Source organism: Bacillus sp. 41-22 (assembly GCF_025809295.1).
GTDB classification, from domain to species: domain Bacteria; phylum Bacillota; class Bacilli; order Bacillales; family Bacillaceae_G; genus Bacillus_A; species Bacillus_A mycoides.
The window spans coordinates 90,001-106,744 of the sequence record NZ_CP084035.1 but is presented as its reverse complement, the minus strand read 5'-3'; the positions used below and the strand labels follow the sequence as shown (position 1 = coordinate 106,744).

At 39.6% G+C, this 16,744-nt stretch carries 12 protein-coding genes, 2 rRNA genes and 1 other annotated feature (1 of these 15 cut by a window edge); all 14 genes read right to left on the bottom strand.

Features of this window, described 5'->3' with window-relative positions; all coding sequences use genetic code 11:
- Positions 1–2 precede the first annotated feature (2 nt).
- Positions 3–1,400, bottom strand: coding sequence for a cysteine--tRNA ligase (gene cysS, locus LCF45_RS00565; RefSeq protein ID WP_002091500.1), 1,398 nt, complete (start codon positions 1,398–1,400; stop codon positions 3–5).
- Positions 1,381–2,046 (bottom strand): serine O-acetyltransferase, encoded by a 666-nt coding sequence (gene cysE, locus LCF45_RS00560; protein ID WP_002169329.1) that lies wholly within the window; start codon positions 2,044–2,046, stop codon positions 1,381–1,383. The genes cysS and cysE overlap by 20 nt, the downstream gene beginning before the upstream one ends.
- 137 nt (positions 2,047–2,183) lie before the next feature.
- Positions 2,184–2,429: a binding site (T-box leader), on the bottom strand.
- Between the two features lie 47 nt (positions 2,430–2,476).
- The gene (gene gltX, locus LCF45_RS00555; RefSeq protein WP_002091496.1) at positions 2,477–3,934 is read right to left on the bottom strand and encodes a glutamate--tRNA ligase; all 1,458 of its coding nucleotides are present in this window, start codon (positions 3,932–3,934) and stop codon (positions 2,477–2,479) included.
- A gap of 89 nt (positions 3,935–4,023) precedes the next feature.
- Positions 4,024–4,500 (bottom strand): 2-C-methyl-D-erythritol 2,4-cyclodiphosphate synthase, encoded by a 477-nt coding sequence (ispF, locus tag LCF45_RS00550; protein ID WP_000488386.1) that lies wholly within the window; start codon positions 4,498–4,500, stop codon positions 4,024–4,026.
- Between the two features lie 113 nt (positions 4,501–4,613).
- Positions 4,614–5,294, bottom strand: coding sequence for a 2-C-methyl-D-erythritol 4-phosphate cytidylyltransferase (gene ispD, locus LCF45_RS00545; protein WP_002009811.1), 681 nt, complete (start codon positions 5,292–5,294; stop codon positions 4,614–4,616).
- A 16-nt stretch (positions 5,295–5,310) separates the two neighbouring features.
- Complete coding sequence (locus LCF45_RS00540; protein ID WP_002063406.1) at positions 5,311–6,414, bottom strand: PIN/TRAM domain-containing protein; 1,104 nt, start codon at positions 6,412–6,414, stop codon at positions 5,311–5,313.
- 160 nt (positions 6,415–6,574) lie between these two features.
- Positions 6,575–7,648, bottom strand: a complete 1,074-nt coding sequence (disA, locus tag LCF45_RS00535; protein ID WP_000392162.1) for a DNA integrity scanning diadenylate cyclase DisA — start codon at positions 7,646–7,648, stop codon at positions 6,575–6,577.
- Between the two features lie 3 nt (positions 7,649–7,651).
- Positions 7,652–9,028, bottom strand: coding sequence for a DNA repair protein RadA (gene radA, locus LCF45_RS00530; protein WP_002169331.1), 1,377 nt, complete (start codon positions 9,026–9,028; stop codon positions 7,652–7,654).
- A 94-nt stretch (positions 9,029–9,122) separates the two neighbouring features.
- On the bottom strand, positions 9,123–11,558 hold the full coding sequence (gene clpC, locus LCF45_RS00525) for an ATP-dependent protease ATP-binding subunit ClpC (protein ID WP_002063405.1): 2,436 nt from the start codon (positions 11,556–11,558) through the stop codon (positions 9,123–9,125).
- 22 nt (positions 11,559–11,580) lie between these two features.
- Positions 11,581–12,645 (bottom strand): protein-arginine kinase McsB, encoded by a 1,065-nt coding sequence (locus LCF45_RS00520; RefSeq protein ID WP_002169332.1) that lies wholly within the window; start codon positions 12,643–12,645, stop codon positions 11,581–11,583.
- A gap of 4 nt (positions 12,646–12,649) precedes the next feature.
- Positions 12,650–13,198: a protein-arginine kinase activator protein McsA gene (locus tag LCF45_RS00515; protein WP_002169333.1), complete on the bottom strand. Its 549-nt coding sequence runs from the start codon at positions 13,196–13,198 to the stop codon at positions 12,650–12,652.
- A gap of 169 nt (positions 13,199–13,367) precedes the next feature.
- On the bottom strand, positions 13,368–13,829 hold the full coding sequence (gene ctsR / locus LCF45_RS00510; RefSeq protein WP_002029353.1) for a transcriptional regulator CtsR: 462 nt from the start codon (positions 13,827–13,829) through the stop codon (positions 13,368–13,370).
- A gap of 213 nt (positions 13,830–14,042) precedes the next feature.
- Positions 14,043–14,158, bottom strand: a 5S ribosomal RNA gene (gene rrf, locus LCF45_RS00505).
- A 49-nt stretch (positions 14,159–14,207) separates the two neighbouring features.
- A 23S ribosomal RNA gene (locus tag LCF45_RS00500) occupies positions 14,208–16,744 on the bottom strand; it runs 385 nt beyond the window's last position.

Sequence of the window (16,744 nt, the reverse complement as noted above, 5' to 3'; positions counted from 1 at the left end):
TCTTATCCTCTTTTCCATCTTGTACCTTGAGCGGTATCTTCTAAAATAATATTACGTCCTTTTAAATCATCGCGAATTTGATCAGATAGTGCGAAGTCACGATTTTGACGAGCTTCAATACGCTTTTGGATTAGTGCTTCAATTTCTTCATCAAGCAACTCTTCTTGCGCTAATTCTAATCCTAAAATACTAAATAATGTTTCAAGTTGTTTTACATACGCTTCAATTACAACTTTAGAAGTATGTTCTTCTAACAAATATTGATTTGCGTGATTTGCTACGTTATATAATTCAGTAATCGCATTAGCCGTATTGAAATCATCATCCATCGCTTCTTCGAATGCAACCTGGAACTTTTCCATTTCAGCTAACCATTTTTCATTATGGTCCGTTAAATCCGTACTACTTTCCATACGATGCTTTAAGTTACCGTAAGCTGTTTTAATTCTTTCTAGTCCATTATTAGTACTTTGCAATAAATCCTCGCTAAAGTTAATTGGGTGACGGTAATGTACCGATAGCATAAAGAACCTGATTAACTGTGGATCATATTGTTTAATGATATCGTGAACTAAAATGAAGTTTCCAAGCGACTTAGACATCTTCTCGTTATTAATATTAATATATCCGTTATGCATCCAATAACGTGCAAATGTTTTTCCTGTCAACGCCTCAGACTGCGCAATTTCATTTTCATGATGAGGAAACGCTAAATCTTGACCACCAGCATGAATATCAATTGTATCCCCTAAATATTTACGCGCCATTGCTGAGCATTCAATATGCCACCCTGGGCGTCCTTTCCCCCAAGGGCTTTCCCAGAAGATTTCCCCTTCTTTCGCAGCTTTCCATAAAGCAAAATCAAGAGGGTCTTGTTTCTTTTCTCCTACTTCAATACGTGCACCGTGACGTAAGTCTGCAATCGGTTGATGTGATAATTTACCGTAACCTTCGAATTCTTTCGTTTTAAAGTACACATCACCTTCTGATTCATATGCATACCCTTTATTCACAAGTTCTTGAATAAATTCAATAATGATATCCATATTTTCCGTTACACGTGGATGAACCGTTGCATGTTTGCAACCTAGTGCCGTTACATCTTCAAAGTAAGCTTCAACAAAACGATCTGCAATTGTTGGCACATCTTCACCTAATTCGTTTGCCGCCTTAATTAATTTATCATCCACGTCAGTAAAGTTAGATACATACTGCACATCATATCCTTTATATTCTAAGTAACGGCGTACTGTATCAAACACCATAGGTGGTCTTGCATTCCCAATGTGAATGTAGTTATACACTGTAGGTCCGCACACATACATCTTTACCTTATTTTCTTCTAATGGCATAAACTCTTCTTTTTGACGCGTTAACGTATTATAAATGTGAATAGTCATTTTTATCCTTCCTTCCTACCTTTACTTCGAGTTGCTTTCTCAATTTATCAAGTTCTACTTCCATAACCTTTAATTTATCAAAAATCGGATCCGGAAGATCAGAATGATTTAATTCTTGACCAATCTTTACTCCATTTTGAATAACGACTCGGCCAGGTATACCTACAACTGTAGAATGCGCAGGAACTTCCTTTAACACGACAGATCCTGCTCCAATTTTAGAATTCTCTCCAATAGTAATAGATCCTAGTACTTTAGCACCTGTTGCAATTAATACATTATCCTGAATTGTAGGGTGCCTCTTTCCTTTTTCTTTACCTGTACCACCTAATGTGACACCTTGATAAATTGTTACGTTTTCGCCAATTTCACACGTTTCTCCAATTACAACCCCCATTCCATGATCAATGAAAAAACGACGACCAATAGTTGCTCCTGGATGAATCTCAATGCCAGTAAAAAAACGACTAACTTGCGAAATCCAACGTGCCATAAAGAAAAAATCCCTTTTATAAAAAGCATGTGCAATTCGATGGGCCCAAACTGCATGTAATCCAGAGTAAGTTAAAATGACTTCGAAATAACTTCTTGCCGCTGGATCCTGTTCAAAAACGACTTCAATATCTTCCCGAAGCCTCTTAAACATCGATGTTCCCTCCCCTTTATGGGCTGCTTTTTTCGAGTGAACTAACTCCCCACTTCCCCCTAAATCTTTATACAAGGGGATAAAACTTATACTCACACCATTTACATGGTATAAAAAAAAGACGCCTCTGTCATATAGACAGAGACGCCTTTTAAGCGCGGTTCCACTCTGTTTAGGCTAAAGAAGCCTCAAACTCATCCATGATAACGGTTTACACCGCTTCTGTTTACTTTGCGCCCTAAGACGTTCCGCGAAATACTTCGCTGTTCAACAGAAGACTCGAAGGGGCATTTCAAAAATCCGCTTATAAACCACTTCCAGCCTAAGGGTGGTTCTCTCTGTAAAAAGCCTGATTTTCTACTTCTCCTTCTCGTCGCTTTTCCTTATTAGATTTTAGATATACTTATTATATTGCTAAACCTAGAAAATGTTAACCAATTACTTTTTGAATACGATTTAAAACTTTTTCTTTTCCAAGAAGAGCAATAGCGTTAGGAAGCTCTGGACCATGTGTTTGTCCAGTAGTAGCAACACGGATTGGCATAAATAGGTTTTTACCTTTATGTCCTGTTTCTTTTTGAACTGCTTTAATAGCCGCCTTAACTGCCGCTGGCTCCATTGCTTCTAAAGCTTCTAATTGATCGGCAAATGCACGAAGTACTTCAGGTACTTGTTCACCTTTCAATACTTCTTGTCCCTCTTCTTCATGATCAACATGATCTTTAAAGAACATTTCAGAAAGCTCTACAATTTCAGCTCCAAAGCTCATTTGGTCATGATATAAAGCAATTACATCACGAACCCACGCTTGTTCTTGTTCGCTTAAGTTTTCACCTACGCGACCCGCCTTCACTAAATGCGGTAAGCTTAGTTCAACAACCGTATCTAAATCTTGTTTTTTCATATATTGGTTGTTCATCCATTTTAGTTTTTGGGAATCAAATAATGCAGGTGATTTTGATAAACGAGCTGCATCAAACATTTTGATAAACTCATCTTGAGAGAAGACTTCTTCTTCACCTACTGGTGACCAACCTAGTAATGCAATAAAGTTAAAGATTGCTTCTGGAAGATATCCAAGCTCTTTATATTGCTCAATAAATTGAATAATAGATTCGTCACGCTTACTTAGCTTTTTACGGCTTTCGTTTACAATTAAAGTCATATGACCGAACTTCGGGATATCCCAACCGAAAGCTTCATAAATCATCATTTGTTTTGGCGTGTTTGAAATATGATCATCACCACGAAGTACGTGTGTAATCTCCATTAAGTGATCATCTACCGCTACCGCAAAGTTATAAGTTGGAATTCCATCTTTTTTCACGATAACGAAATCACCAAAATCATTTGAATGGAATGCAACTTCATCTTTTACGAGATCTTTAAACGTGTAGTCGCTATCAGCCGGCACACGGAAGCGAATACTTGGAATACGGCCTTCAGCCTCAAATCCTTTAATTTGCTCCTCAGTTAAATCACGGTGGTTTCCTGCATAACGCGGTGTTTCACCACGAGCGATTTGACCTTCACGCTCTGCTTCTAGCTCTTCTTCTGTCATATAACATTTGTAAGCTAAATCACGCTCTAATAAATCTTTATATAATTTTTTATAAATATCTAAACGCTCTGTTTGACGATATGGTCCAAATTCACCACCAACATCAACACCTTCATCCCAGTCCATACCGAGCCATTTCAAGTATTTTAATTGGCTTTCTTCTCCACCAGCAACATTACGTTTCACATCAGTATCTTCAATACGAATAATAAACTTACCATCTTGATGACGAGCAAATAAATAATTAAATAATGCCGTACGCGCATTTCCGATATGTAAGTGTCCTGTTGGACTTGGCGCATAGCGCACTCTCACTTGCTTTTCCATAGTTGGTACACCTTCCAATCTTAATGTCAACACATTCTATAATTGTACACCAAAAAAACGTGATTATCCATCTTACGAATTAAAAACCACTATTTTTTCTGTAATAAAACAACCGCTTGAGAAGCAATCCCTTCTTCTCTACCTGTAAATCCTAATTTTTCTGTTGTTGTTGCCTTTACATTAATATTATCAATAGACGTTTCTAATAGTTCACTAATGCGTTTACGCATGCTTTCAATATGCGGTGCCATTTTTGGCTTTTGGGCAATAATTGTACAATCTAGGTTCCCTAGCTCATAACCTTGTTCACGCACAAATTCCCAAACCTTTTGTAACAATACAGCTGAATCCGCATCTTTAAAGGCAGGATCTGTATCGGGAAAATGTTTTCCAATATCTCCTGCTGCAATTGCTCCTAGACATGCGTCAGCAATCGTATGTAACAATACATCTGCATCCGAGTGACCGATTAATCCTTTTTCATGAGGAATTGTAATTCCACCGATAATTAACGGTCTACCTTCCGCAAATTCATGTACATCAAAACCTTGTCCAATTCGAAACATTCTTTACATCCTCCTCAATCTAAACTACTTTATGAATTCTATATTATATTGCTATCTCTATAAAGAAAAGCCCGGCAACTGCCGAGCTTTTCTTTACTATAATACCATCACTTCTATTTTTTCTGAACATGAAGGAAACTTTCAGCAATTAGTAAATCCTCTGGAGTCGTCACTTTAATATTATAGTAACTCCCCTCTACTACGCCTACTTTCTTCCCTACACGTTCTACGAGACTCGCGTCATCTGTACCAAGAAAACAACTTTGCTTTGCACTTCTATGAGCTTCTAATAAAAGAGGAACAGAAAATCCTTGCGGTGTTTGAACCGCTTTAAGCTGAGAACGTTCTACCGTTTCAACAACAACACCCTGTTCTACTTTCTTAATGGTATCCTTCACTGGCACCGCACAAATGGAAGCACCATATTTCTCTGCTGCAGTTAATACATCTTGCATCATCTTATTCGTTACGAACGGGCGCGCACCATCGTGTACGAGAACATATTCAACACCACTCACATACTGAAGCGCATTATACACACTATCTTGTCTTTCGGCCCCGCCTTGAATAAATTGCACCTGCTTTTCAACCGGGTACTTCTGCATTAACTCCTCAAAATAAGGGCGTTCCTCTTCGTTAATTGCCATGATAATACGTTTACATGCTTTATCTTTTTCAAAAGCACGTAATGTATGCACAATGATAGGTACTCCATTTATAAGTAAGAACAACTTGTTTTTGCCAGCACCCATCCGTTTCCCTTGACCCGCTGCTGGAATAATTAACGTATACATATTAATAATCCTCTACTTATAATGCTTTTTCTAATAATTTACGTTTTGCGAAAATCATACGACCTGCCGATGTTTGCAACACACTTGTAACTAGTACATTAAGTTGCGAACCGACATATTCTCTACCGTCTTCTACTACAATCATCGTGCCATCATCTAAATATGCCACACCTTGATTTTGTTCTTTACCATCTTTCACAACATAAACACTTAATTCTTCGCCAGGGAGTACGACTGGTTTAATTGCATTTGCTAAATCGTTAATGTTTAATACTGTTACTCCTTGTAATTCAGAAACTTTGTTTAAGTTGAAATCATTTGTTACAACAGTTCCACCAGTGATTTTAGCTAACTTTACAAGCTTGCTATCCACCTCTTGGATATCCTCAAAATCGCCTTCATAAATTTCCACCGGAATTGGTAGCTCTTTTTGAATACGATTTAAAATGTCTAATCCTCTGCGACCACGATTACGCTTTAAAGCATCAGAAGAATCGGCAATATGCTGAAGCTCTTCTAATACGAATTGTGGAATCACAATTGTTCCTTCTAAAAACTTCGTTTGGCAAATATCCGCAATACGTCCATCAATAATTACGCTTGTATCGAGAATTTTCCAATGAGTTGTAGATTTTTCTACCTCTACCTCTTCGTTCTCGCTATTGTTTTTCTTCTTACCTCCACGCTGGGGTAATGTAAATAATCCTAGCAATTCATTTCTCTTTTTAAATCCTACTTGGAATCCTAAATAACCAAGTAAAAGAGTAAAGAACACTTGTAATACTGTACTAATGACTGGAATCGTAAATTCACGAATTGGTATCAAAATTAAATATGCAACAATAAGACCAGAGATCAACCCTAATGTACCAAATAAAACATCCGCTACCGGTGCCTTTACAAGGGCTTCTTCGATATGTTTAATAAGTTGAACAATATAATCCACAAGCCAAAATGTTGTTAAAAATAAAATAATTGCACCAATAATTGCACGAACGTACGATCCCTCAAGCAAAGGAACAGCACCAACGTCCAATACATTAATAACTTTTGGGATTAGAAAAATCCCTAACGCTCCCCCGATCACTAAAAAGAAGAGCTGTACGATCCTTTTTAACATCCAACCACCTCCTACTCATTATTAACCATTGTTTTGCTAATCAAAACGCCGAATGCAAAAGCGGACGTGTTTTTTTGTAAATAGTTTTATTTACCAATATACCATATCATATAACAAAAATGTTCTAGTGTCGTTATATTATGGAATCAATGTAATATTCTTAATTGTGTCTACTCATATAGAGATGCTCTTGAATTCTTTTTAGGCCCTCTCGTATTTTCTTCGCCCTAACTTCCCCAATTCCTTCCACATCATCCAATTCATTAATAGTTGCACGACAAACACCTTGCAATGTTTTAAATCGATTAATTAAATTTTCAATGATAAGTGGTGGAACACGAGAAATTTTGCTTGCGATTCGGTATCCCCTCGGTGTCACGCTTTCTTCTAAGCTCATTTGCCCTGGATAGCCGAGCAATTTAACTAAATCGCTATCCTCTAAAAGCTGTGTATTTGCAAGATCTTGTAACTTTTTCAAAATTTGATGGTGATCCTGCGTTTTTTCTTGATAATAATCCTTAATTAATAACGCTGCCTCTGCTTCTAAGTCGGCTAGTAATTCTGTAAGTTGTAAACGAATTAATCTTCCTTCCGTTCCTAACTCATGAATGTAGCTCACTATTTCATTTTTAATACGCAGTACCATTTCAACACTATGTAAAACGTGAACTACCTCGGACATTGTAACGACCTCTTCAAATTCTAGAATGCCCAAATTCGTAATCCCATCATTCCATACAGCTTTATATTTTTCTAACGTTTGAATAGCTTGGTTTGCCTTTGTTAAAATTACACCTATATCTTTTAGTGTATAACGTAAGTTCCCTTGATATAGTGTAATTACGTTACGTCTTTGTGAAATAGCCACAACAAGGCTAGCCGTCTGCTTTGCTACACGCTCTGCCGTTCGGTGACGCATACCTGTTTCAATAGAATCAATGGATGGATCTGGAACTAATTGTGCATTTGCAATTAAAATTTTGCTCCCAGTTTCATTTAAAATAAGTGCCCCATCCATTTTTGCTAATTCATATAAACTAGCCGGCGAGAATGCACAATTAATGTGAAATCCTCCATCAACAATACTTTTAATCTGCTCATTATACCCAAGAACAATTAGCCCTCCAGTTTGCGCACGAAGTACGTTATCTATCCCTTCGCGTAGTGGTGTTCCTGGGGCAACAAGCTGTAGAATATTAATCATACTTTTGACACGTTGCTTGTTTTCCTCCATAGCCTAGCCTCCTAATGTCAAACGAAGCGCTTCTCCTAAATTAGAAACACCTACTACCTCAATCCCATCTGGAATTGTCCATCCTCCCAAATTTTTTCTAGGAATAATAGCACGTTGAAATCCTAATTTCGCTGCTTCTTGTACACGTTGTTCAATTCTTGATACTCTTCTTATTTCTCCAGTTAGGCCTACTTCTCCTATTACCGCATCGGCTGGTGCAGTAGCTTTATCTCTGAAACTTGAAGCAATACTTAAGGCGACAGCTAAATCGATTGCTGGTTCATCTAATTTCAAGCCACCCGCAACTTTTAAATATGCGTCTTGATTTTGCAACAATAAACCTGTTCTTTTTTCTAGCACTGCCATAATAAGTGAAACGCGGTTATGATCAATTCCCGTCGCCATTCTTCGAGGATTTCCAAAACTAGTAGGGGAGATTAATGCTTGTATTTCTACTAAAACCGGCCTTGTTCCTTCCATTGAAGCAACCACTGTGGATCCTGCAACTCCAACTGGACGTTCCTCAAGGAAAATTTCAGAAGGATTTAGTACTTCTGCAAGACCTAGTTCCTTCATTTCAAAGATACCCATTTCATTTGTGGAACCAAAACGGTTCTTCACAGCTCGCAAAATACGATATGTATGGTGACGATCTCCTTCAAAGTAAAGAACTGCATCAACCATATGTTCTAGCATACGTGGTCCTGCAATTGCCCCTTCTTTTGTCACATGTCCGACGATAAAAATAGGAATCCCTTTCGTCTTTGCAAGTTTCATTAATTCCGCTGTACATTCACGTACTTGCGTTACACTCCCTGGGGCTGACGTCACTTCAGGTAAATGTATCGTCTGGATGGAGTCAATAACAACAAAAGCTGGATTCATCTCCTCAATGTGCGCTGCAATTCTCTGTAAATCAGTCTCTGCTACAACAAATAGATTACTACCCTTTACATGCAAACGATCTGCACGAAGTTTGATCTGCTTTGCTGACTCCTCACCTGATATGTATAGTACATCATATAAAGAATCTGCTAATTGCGATGAAATTTGTAATAACAATGTTGATTTCCCAATCCCAGGGTCTCCACCAATAAGTACTAAAGATCCATCTACAATCCCGCCACCAAGTACACGGTTAAACTCTTGAAATTTCGTTTCAATACGCGCCTCAGACTTTGTTTCTACCTCTGTTAAGCGTCTTGGTTTTGTTACTTCTGATTGAATTGCATTGGCATAATTAAGGCGTCTTGATGATACAACTGGTTCCATCTCTTCAACAAGCGTATTCCATTGACCACATCCTGGACATTTCCCCATATATTTTGGCGACTGATAACCACATTCTTGACATGTAAATTTTGTTTTCTTTTTAGCCATATCTTTTATAGTTCACTTCACTTTCATCTACAAACGTTTATCCTTCTCGTACAAGAAAGAGGGCTATCGCGTAGCCCTCTTTGTTTGTCTATACTTATTTTACCTTTTCCGCACTATGAATGACAAATGATTCTCCTTCTATATCAAAGATAACTTTTTGTCCTTTCTCAATAGCACCTTTTAACAGTTCTTCTGATAGTCTATCTTCTACATGTTTTTGAATTGCTCTACGAAGCGGACGAGCACCGTACTCTCGATCAAATCCTTTATCAGCAATTGCTGAAATTGCTCCTTCTGTTAAATGCAATTCAATCTCTTGTTCTTTTAAGCGATTCACTAACTGATTCACCATAAGAGTTACAATTTCTTGAATATGTTTTTTCTCAAGCATATGGAACACGATAATTTCATCAATACGGTTTAAGAATTCTGGACGAAATGCTTTTTTCAATTCATCCATTACTTTACCTTTCATATCTGAATAATCGCGGCTCTCATCTTGTACGTTAAATCCAAGATGTTTATTACGTTTTAATGCGTCTGCACCAACATTAGACGTCATAATAACAATTGTATTACGGAAATCAACTGTACGTCCTTTAGAATCTGTTAAACGGCCATCTTCTAATACTTGTAGTAAAATATTAAACACATCAGGATGAGCTTTCTCTACTTCATCTAATAAGACAACTGAATATGGCTTACGACGAACTTTCTCTGTTAATTGTCCACCTTCTTCATATCCAACATATCCTGGAGGAGATCCAACTAAACGAGAAGTAGAATGCTTTTCCATGTACTCAGACATATCGATGCGGATCATTGCATCCTCATCACCGAACATAGATTCCGCTAATGCCCTTGCTAGTTCTGTTTTACCTACACCAGTAGGTCCTAGGAAAATAAATGAGCCAATTGGACGTTTCGGATCTTTTAATCCCGCTCTCGCACGACGAACAGCTTTTGCCACAGCTACAACTGCTTCATCCTGCCCAATTAAACGATCATGTAAAATTGATTCCAAGTTTAATAATTTATCTGTCTCTGTTTGTGCAAGTTTAGAAACTGGAATACGCGTCCATGTGGAAACGACATTTGCAATATCTTCTACTGTTACTTCTGAGTTTTCTTGTCCTTGTTTCTCTTTCCACTGACGCTTTGTATCTTCTAACTTTTCACGCAAACGTTGTTCCATATCACGTAAGGAAGCAGCTTTTTCAAATTCTTGGCTTTGTACAGCTGCATCTTTTTCTTTTCTAATTTCCTCAAGCTTCACTTCAAGCTCTTTTAAGTTTGGCGGTGTTGTATAAGAACGTAAGCGCACTTTTGATGCAGCCTCATCAATTAAATCGATTGCTTTATCAGGTAAAAAACGGTCTGTAATGTAACGATCTGAAAGTTTTACAGCCGCATCGATTGCATCATCTGTAATAGATACGCGGTGATGCGCCTCATAACGGTCACGTAAACCTTTTAAAATCTGAACTGATTCTTCTAAGTTTGGTTCATCAACATGAATTGGTTGGAAACGTCTTTCTAATGCCGCATCCTTTTCAATATATTTACGATATTCGTCTAAAGTTGTTGCACCAATACATTGTAATTCACCACGTGCTAAAGATGGTTTTAAAATATTCGATGCATCAATTGCACCTTCCGCCCCTCCTGCACCAATTAACGTATGAAGCTCATCAATAAATAGAATGATGTTACCAGCTTGGCGAATCTCATCCATCACTTTCTTTAAACGATCCTCAAATTCACCACGATATTTTGTTCCAGCAACAACTGTACCCATATCTAATGTCATAACACGCTTATCTCTTAAAGTTTCAGGAACTTCATTATTTACAATTTGCTGTGCTAATCCTTCCGCAATTGCTGTCTTACCTACACCAGGTTCTCCAATTAATACTGGATTGTTTTTTGTTCTACGGCTTAACACTTCAATTACACGTTGAATTTCTTTACTACGTCCAATAACAGGATCTAAACGATTTTCACGTGCAACAACTGTTAAATCACGTGCTAGACTGTCAAGTGTAGGTGTATTCGCATTTGTTGATGAACCACCCTGGTGACCTGAACTAGCTTCATTACTTCCAAGGAGTTGTAACACTTGTTGTCTTGCTTTATTTAGGCTTACACCTAAATTATTTAAAACGCGTGCTGCTACACCTTCACCTTCACGGATTAAACCAAGTAAAATATGTTCTGTTCCAACGTAGGAATGACCTAGCTTACGAGCTTCGTCCATAGACAACTCAATAACTTTTTTAGCACGAGGTGTGTAATGTACTGTTTGAGAAGCTTCCGTTCCACGTCCAATTAATGCTTCTACCTCTTTTTGAACTTTCTCTGGACTTAATCCAAGAGCAATTAACGCTTTTGCTGCAATTCCTTCACCTTCGCGTACAAGCCCAAGTAAAATATGTTCTGTTCCAATATTATTATGCCCAATGCGAATTGCTTCCTCTTGAGATAAAGCTAATACTTTCTGTGCTCGTTCTGTAAATCTTCCAAACATCATAGAAATCGCCTCCTACTTGCGCTTAATTTTGTTCAATTCGTAATCGCTCACGGATTAAGGTTGCTCTTCGATAATCTCTTTCTTCTGGTCCTAAAGGTCCTCCTGCATATTGTTGCAAAATGCCTGGCTGAGTAAGAACCATTAACTCAGTTAAAATATTTCTCGATATACCTTGTATATATCCTAAGTCAATACCAAGCCGTACATCTGATAAGCAAGTGGCTGCTTCTGCAGATTGAATTAAACGACTGTTAGCTAGTATTCCGTAAGAACGATATACCTTATCTTCAAGCTCAATGCTTGAATTTTGTACAATTAATTCTCTAGCCGTTTTTTCTTGATGGATGATTTGTTGAATGACACTCTTTAAATCTGCAATAATATCTTCTTCTGATTTCCCTAGTGTCATTTGATTTGACACTTGAAATATATTACCTAACGCTTCGCTACCTTCACCGTATATTCCTCTTACTACTAACCCTAATTTTTGAATTACTTGTATAATACGGTTAATTCTTTTCGTTAAAACCAGTCCCGGCAAATGAATCATTACCGAAGCCCTTAATCCTGTACCGACGTTAGTGGGACAACTCGTAATATATCCAAGCGATTCATCAAAAGCATATTCAACCTGCTCCTCGATCCAATTATCTATTTGATTGGCACTTTGAAGCGCCTCTGATAACTGTAAGCCTGAAAATAGGCACTGAATCCTAACATGATCCTCTTCATTAAGCATGATACTTATATGTTCACTTTCTGATAGTAGGCATGCTCCGTATTCTGTTCCTGCAAGATTTGGACTAATTAAATGCTTCTCAACTAAAACTCTCCTTTGAAGAGGATTTAATTCATTCATTTTTAATAGTTCAAACTCCCCAAAAGGTTCTACAGGTTTTTTTATAAACTTCTTCTTAAATAACTCATGAATCTGCTTAGCTTCTTCCTCGTTTTGCATAGTAGAGAATTGATATTTTTTAAAATTACGAGCCAAACGAATTCGACTACTTAAAACAATATCAGAATCAGGGCCATCTCCCTTCATCCATGGACTAATCGCTTCATTCATGATTCTGTCCAGTGACATAGAACTATTCCCCCTCTCTATGCTCACTAAGCTGATTTACAAGACCTCGAATTTTATCTCGTACTTCAGCCGCTTTCTCAAATTCCTCTTTCTGTACATATTGTTTCAGATTGAGTTTTAGTTCATCTAATTCTTTCTTTAAGTAGATATTTCCTTCTATACGTTCAGGAATTTTTCCACAATGATCCGTATGCCCACCGTGAAGTCGTTTTAACAATGGTTTTAAATGCCCCTTAAATGTATCGTAACAAGAAGCACATCCAAAGCGTCCCACTTTTGTAAATTGTTCATATGTCATCTTACAATTCGGACATCTTGATATATTTGTATTTGAAAATGCATCTTGCCCTTCTTCAAACATTACTGGTTCACTATGCAATAATCCGGCTAATAGGTCATGGAATGAAAAATTAGACTGCGGTGATTGAAAGAAAGACGTATAGCCACTTTGTTCTGCACATTGCTCGCAAAGATGAACTTCCGCCTTTTTTCCGTTGATTACTTTTGTATAATGTAAAGTTGCTGGTCTTATATTACAGTTTTGACAAGTCATCGCTATCCCCCACCTTTACAACAGGAACGATCTATCTCATGATACTTTTCATACATTACTAGATTGTTCTCTTTCCTTAATCCATTTAGTAAAAGCACATGTCATCTTTCAAAATCCCTACAATATTAAACTGCATTATCTTAGCTATCATTCTTAACAAAAGTTATATTTATTTATATTTCAGTGTTCTTAACATTGCGCATAATATTCGAGCCCTAAGTTCATCTCGAGAAGGAACATCCATTAATAATACAGAACGATCTAGTACGCTTAACATAAGTTTAGCTTCACGATTTGTTATAATTCCTTCTTCTATTAAACGTATAATCATACTTTCAGCATTTCCTTGTGCAACGCTATGATCAATCATATGAAGCATTTGATCAATAATGTCTATATCATCATGCAGTTTGACTTTTATAATGCGAATGTAACCTCCTCCACCTCGTTTACTTTCTACTACAAATCCTCTTTCTAACGTAAAACGGGTATTGATTACATAGTTGATTTGAGACGGCACACAATCGAATCGATCAGCGACCTCATTCCTCTTGATTTCAATCGCATTATTATTGCTTAAGTCAATAACTTGCTTTAGATATTTCTCAATGATATCAGATATATTTCTCATTTATCCGCCACCTTTATTGACTTTGACTATCTTTGACTTTAATTATATACGTATTAAAAAAATTTGCAACTCTTTTGCTTATTCACTATCCTAGCCACATTTCCCTGTCTTTAATCAAAAGGACGATTCTTTAAGTAAAGATTTTTTAAATTACTATGAATTGTAAAAAGAAACACAAAAAAACACAAGTCAAAAGACTTGTGTTTTTATCTTGCTTGGCGACGTCCTACTCTCACAGGGACAAGGTCCCAACTACCATCGGCGCTAGAGAGCTTAACTTCCGTGTTCGGTATGGGAACGGGTGTGACCTCTCTGCCATCATCACCAAACTATGAAGGTATATTCCTTCAAAACTAGATAACATTTGCTTCATATTATATGGTTAAGTCCTCGATCTATTAGTATTCGTCAGCTCCACATGTCACCATGCTTCCACCTCGAACCTATCAACCTGATCATCTTTCAGGGATCTTACTAGCTTACGCTATGGGAAATCTCATCTTGAGGGGGGCTTCATGCTTAGATGCTTTCAGCACTTATCCCTTCCGCACATAGCTACCCAGCTATGCCCTTGGCAGAACAACTGGTACACCAGCGGTGCGTCCATCCCGGTCCTCTCGTACTAAGGACAGCTCCTCTCAAATTTCCTGCGCCCACGACGGATAGGGACCGAACTGTCTCACGACGTTCTGAACCCAGCTCGCGTACCGCTTTAATGGGCGAACAGCCCAACCCTTGGGACCGACTACAGCCCCAGGATGCGATGAGCCGACATCGAGGTGCCAAACCTCCCCGTCGATGTGGACTCTTGGGGGAGATAAGCCTGTTATCCCCGGGGTAGCTTTTATCCGTTGAGCGATGGCCCTTCCATGCGGAACCACCGGATCACTAAGCCCGACTTTCGTCCCTGCTCGACTTGTAGGTCTCGCAGTCAAGCTCCCTTATGCCTTTGCACTCTACGAATGATTTCCAACCATTCTGAGGGAACCTTTGGGCGCCTCCGTTACACTTTAGGAGGCGACCGCCCCAGTCAAACTGCCCACCTGACACTGTCTCCCGGGTCGATAAGACCCGTAGGTTAGAATTTCAATACAGTCAGGGCGGTATCCCACCAGCGCCTCCACCGAAGCTAGCGCTCCGGTTTCAATGGCTCCCGCCTATCCTGTACAAACTGTACCAAAATTCAATATCAGGCTACAGTAAAGCTCCACGGGGTCTTTCCGTCCTGTCGCGGGTAACCTGCATCTTCACAGGTACTATAATTTCACCGAGTCTCTGGTTGAGACAGTGCCCAAATCGTTACACCTTTCGTGCGGGTCGGAACTTACCCGACAAGGAATTTCGCTACCTTAGGACCGTTATAGTTACGGCCGCCGTTTACTGGGGCTTCAGTTCAGAGCTTCGCTTACGCTAACCCCTCTCCTTAACCTTCCAGCACCGGGCAGGTGTCAGCCCCTATACTTCGCCTTACGGCTTCGCAGAGACCTGTGTTTTTGCTAAACAGTCGCTTGGGCCTATTCACTGCGGCTTTCCGTTAAGAAAGCACCCCTTCTCCCGAAGTTACGGGGTCATTTTGCCGAGTTCCTTAACCAGAGTTCTCTCGCACACCTTAGGATTCTCTCCTCGCCTACCTGTGTCGGTTTGCGGTACAGGCACCTTTTATCTCGCTAGAAGCTTTTCTTGGCAGCGGGGAATCAAAGACTTCGCTCCATAAGGAGCTTCCCCATCACAGCTCAGCCTTCACGATAAGCGGATTTGCCTACTTATCAGCCTAACTGCTTGGACGTGCACAACCAATCGCACGCTTCTTCTATCCTTCTGCGTCCCTCCATTGCTCAAACGATAAAGAGGTGGTACAGGAATATCAACCTGTTGTCCATCGCCTACGCCTGTCGGCCTCGGCTTAGGTCCTGACTAACCCTGAGCGGACGAGCCTTCCTCAGGAAACCTTAGGCATTCGGTGGACGGGATTCTCACCCGTCTTTCGCTACTCATACCGGCATTCTCACTTCTAAGCGCTCCACCAGTCCTTCCGGTCTGACTTCACTGCACTTAGAACGCTCCCCTACCACTGATACCATTGGTATCAATTCGCAGCTTCGGTGGTGTATTTAGCCCCGGTACATTTTCGGCGCAGAGTCACTCGACTAGTGAGCTATTACGCACTCTTTAAATGGTGGCTGCTTCTGAGCCAACATCCTAGTTGTCTAAGCAACTCCACATCCTTTTCCACTTAATACACACTTTGGGACCTTAGCTGGCGATCTGGGCTGTTTCCCTCTTGACTACGGATCTTATCACTCGCAGTCTGACTCCTAAGGATAAGTCATTGGCATTCGGAGTTTGACTGAATTCGGTAATCCGATGAGGACCCCTAGTTCAATCAGTGCTCTACCTCCAAGACTCTTACACTTAAGGCTAGCCCTAAAGCTATTTCGGGGAGAACCAGCTATCTCCAGGTTCGATTGGAATTTCTCCGCTACCCACACCTCATCCCCGCACTTTTCAACGTGCGTGGGTTCGGGCCTCCATTCAGTGTTACCTGAACTTCACCCTGGACATGGGTAGATCACCTGGTTTCGGGTCTACGACCACGTACTAAACGCCCTATTCAGACTCGCTTTCGCTGCGGCTCCGCCTCTTCAGCTTAACCTTGCACGGGATCGTAACTCGCCGGTTCATTCTACAAAAGGCACGCCATCACCCATTAACGGGCTCTGACTATTTGTAGGCACACGGTTTCAGGATCTCTTTCACTCCCCTTCCGGGGTGCTTTTCACCTTTCCCTCACGGTACTGGTTCACTATCGATCACTAGGGAGTATTTAGCCTTGGGAGATGGTCCTCCCAGATTCCGACGGAATTTCACGTGTTCCGCCGTACTCAGGATACATTCAAGAGAGAACGAAGTTTCGA

Bases quoted from the DNA above. Each gene is read 5' to 3' on its own strand.
- cysS (WP_002091500.1), bottom strand. From the start codon at position 1,400: ATGACTATTCACATTTATAATACGTTAACGCGTCAAAAAGAAGAGTTT.
- cysE (WP_002169329.1), bottom strand. From the start codon at position 2,046: ATGTTTAAGAGGCTTCGGGAAGATATTGAAGTCGTTTTTGAACAGGAT.
- gltX (WP_002091496.1), bottom strand. From the start codon at position 3,934: ATGGAAAAGCAAGTGAGAGTGCGCTATGCGCCAAGTCCAACAGGACAC.
- ispF (WP_000488386.1), bottom strand. From the start codon at position 4,500: ATGTTTCGAATTGGACAAGGTTTTGATGTACATGAATTTGCGGAAGGT.
- ispD (WP_002009811.1), bottom strand. From the start codon at position 5,294: ATGTATACGTTAATTATTCCAGCAGCGGGTCAAGGGAAACGGATGGGT.
- LCF45_RS00540 (WP_002063406.1), bottom strand. From the start codon at position 6,414: ATGTTAAAAAGGATCGTACAGCTCTTCTTTTTAGTGATCGGGGGAGCG.
- disA (WP_000392162.1), bottom strand. From the start codon at position 7,648: ATGGAGGAAAACAAGCAACGTGTCAAAAGTATGATTAATATTCTACAG.
- radA (WP_002169331.1), bottom strand. From the start codon at position 9,028: ATGGCTAAAAAGAAAACAAAATTTACATGTCAAGAATGTGGTTATCAG.
- clpC (WP_002063405.1), bottom strand. From the start codon at position 11,558: ATGATGTTTGGAAGATTTACAGAACGAGCACAGAAAGTATTAGCTTTA.
- LCF45_RS00520 (WP_002169332.1), bottom strand. From the start codon at position 12,645: ATGTCACTGGACAGAATCATGAATGAAGCGATTAGTCCATGGATGAAG.
- LCF45_RS00515 (WP_002169333.1), bottom strand. From the start codon at position 13,198: ATGACTTGTCAAAACTGTAATATAAGACCAGCAACTTTACATTATACA.
- ctsR (WP_002029353.1), bottom strand. From the start codon at position 13,829: ATGAGAAATATATCTGATATCATTGAGAAATATCTAAAGCAAGTTATT.